This is a genomic window from Pseudomonas sp. A-RE-19, assembly GCF_019956555.1.
Classification (GTDB): Bacteria; Pseudomonadota; Gammaproteobacteria; order Pseudomonadales; family Pseudomonadaceae; genus Aquipseudomonas.
The window spans coordinates 1-2,900 of the sequence record NZ_JAHBDQ010000056.1; the positions used below are offsets into that span (position 1 = coordinate 1).

Genomic DNA, 2,900 nt, shown 5'->3' on the forward strand with positions numbered 1-2,900 from the left:
CCTTCCACCACGCCACCGTTGAGTGACAGGTTCACCGCCTGGCCCGAGGCCGTGTCCACCAGTCCGGAGGCACCCGCCACCACGCCCAGCGCATAGGTCAGCGTACCCGCGCCATCAGCGCCAAACGCCGAGCTGAAGTTGGCCGCAAAGTTCTGGGTGGCGTTGGTCGCCAGGACGGTCTCGTCCACCGTCAGCGTCGGCTCGGTGCCGGTGGTGCTGACGCTCGGTCCGTCGTCCTTGAACACCAGATTCGACCCGATGTTGAGGGTCGCCTGGGCGCTGTCGCCGTCCCCATCGGTCTTGGTCGCCGTCAGCGTCACCAGGTTGTCCGCCGTCAGGCTCTTCGAATCATCGGGATTGGTGGTATCGGGATGCACCACCGCGCGTATCTGGTCGAGCGTGACGCTGCCATTGGCGGCGACGCTGACCGTGAACACCAGCAGGTTGGTCGTGGCTGTGCGGCCTTCTACCACGCCACCGTTGAGCGACAGGTTCACCGCCTCGTTGGTGGCTGTGTCGGTCAGCCCGGAGGCACCGGCCACCACGCCCAGCGCGTAGGTCAGCGTGCCAGCGCCATCGGCGCCAAATGCCGAACTGAAGTTGGCCGCAAAGCTCTGGGTGGCGTTGGTCGCCAGGACGGTCTCGTCCACCGTCAGCGTCGGCTCGGTGCCGGTGGTGCTGATGCTCGGCCCATCGTCCTCGAACAGCATCTTGGAGCCGATTTCGGCGGTCGAAACAGAGGCCTGGACCAGCGTGAAGCCACCGACATCAAAAGCGGCGTGGTTATTGCCCTTGGCGTCGAGGGCCGCGCCGTTCTCGACGAGCACGCGGTTGTGATCCGACGTTGTGGTGTATTCAATCTGGTAGCCGGCCAAAACGCCGGTGATGGTTGCAACTCCACCAGAAATGGTAATGGTAATGGCCGGATCATTCACCGATCCATCTGAATTCTCGATCACCTGCCCGGTGCTGATGTTGATGACGTTAACATGGGTGATGGCAACCGATGTATCGTTCGCATAGCCGTTGATGAAATTCACACCAGGTTCAGCCGCAGTGGTGAATGCGCTGACTTTTACGACAGCACTCTTGCCGCTTTGCAACTGCACGACGTCGAAACTGGCCATCTTCGCATTGAAGACGTCGGTAAAGTCGATGTTGGCTTCAACATCTGCTTCGTTTTGACTGAGGTTGGGAATGGTCACATCCTGCCTGGCACCGGTGACGAACGAAAAGCGGATGCCTTCCTGCTCTGTAATCATCTGGTTGTTGGTGCCGAAGGTGGTCGGGTTGGCCGCCTGGCTGGTGATGATCGTGTCGCCAGTATTTATATTGGCGCCGCTTGACTGGTCTGCAGGGTCCTTGCCGGTGGCGATGATGGTGGGGTCCGTGATCCGCAAGACACCACCGTCGTCGACAACTGTCGGGTTCGCTTTCGTGAACATCAGGAACAGGTTCGAACCGGAGGGCACACCGGCCAGGCTGAATTCCGTGTCCTGACTGGCTCCGACGTACACCTTATTCAGCAGATTGAGCGAATCATCGGCGTTCGTAGCATCTGGATGCTTGAGCGGTTGGTATTCCACGGTCCAGATTTTGCCGCCCGAGACCGGCGATCCGGTTTCTTCGATATAGGCGGCGAACACGATCGCGCCGCTCGAGCCACCGGCTCGGCCCAGAACGATGTTGTCGTTGTTCGTATCCGTATAGAGAAGGATGCTGGTGCCATCGAGGGTATCCAGGCCGCTGTCCAGGCCATTGAGCGGTGCGCCAGCGCTGTCGACGAAGCTGATATTGGTAATGCTGGCTCCGGGGTCTGGGGTGACGGTGAACGCGTTGCTGCCCGTGTTGCCCGCGGCACCGGTATAGCCACTCAACGCTGCACCCGTTGCGGTACCGGCACCCAGTGCCGTCAGACGGGTAGAGAACGTCGAGGGCAGGGAGGCCAGCAGAATGTCATTGTCGTCAGCGTCACCCGCAGGGGTGGGCGTGGCGGTGGCGTTCTGCAACCCGGCCGTTTCGTCCAGCGTAACGTTCGCACCAGCCCCTACGACGCTCAGAGCGCTCGTCAGCAATAAATCTTGTTCTTGAATAGTCATGACGTTTACCTGGGCAATTGCGGTCATCGAGGCCTGACCGTTGACCTTTGGCCGCAACTATGGATAAACGCCGTGGATTGCGCATCGGCCGAAACTCCCGAGCGGGGTGGGAGTTTCGGACTAGCGGGCCTTGTCGGTGGCCTGCTGCAGGGTGACCAGGTTGATGCGATCGTGCGGATCTCATATTGGAACCGCAAAAAAAAATGCGAGGGTGGCTTCCACCACCCTCGCATCCTTTCACGCGCTCGCGGTATCAGGCACTGCCATGAACAATGTCGGTACTCAGAAGATCGACCCCGACCAAGGTGATGGTCGTGACTTGCCCACCCGTTTCGGCAACCGTCACGACGCTGTTTGCGCCGCTGTTGTCGATCGATTGGACAACGGAGCTCTGGTCGCCGTTGAGCACCAGCGTGTCTCGCAGGTTTGCGCTCGCATCGAAGCCGGTGACCTGGTACCGGTTCTGGTTGGCTGCCAAATCGACGTTGAAGGCATCACGCTCACCGCTGGTTCCAACCAGGGTGAAGTCGAAGAGTGCGTTGGCTGGGTCGTTGGCGAACAGGTTGGCGTCAAACGTACTTGATGCCGAGTCCCCATCCTTGTCCGTCAGCGTCGCGTGGAACGACAGCTGGACATCGCTGGCCAGGTTCTCGGTCTGCTGAATGAACTGGATTACCGGGATCTTGACAGTGCCTCGGCCCATCGTGAGCTGAACCGCGTCGATCAGATTCGTGCCATCACTCCCAATGAGGAAGGACACCTGTCCGCCGGCCTCCGGCGTCAGGGTGTTCACCTCGGTGA

At 60.3% G+C, this 2,900-nt stretch carries 1 protein-coding gene and 1 pseudogene; both read right to left on the minus strand.

The window, feature by feature from the left end:
- Positions 1-2,126, minus strand: a 2,126-nt coding sequence (locus KGB14_RS24265) for a DUF5801 repeats-in-toxin domain-containing protein (protein ID WP_411740807.1), incomplete at its 3' end; no start/stop codon positions are given.
- Between the two features lie 226 nt (positions 2,127-2,352).
- Positions 2,353-2,900 (minus strand): annotated as a pseudogene (locus tag KGB14_RS24270) (hypothetical protein); the annotation flags it as partial.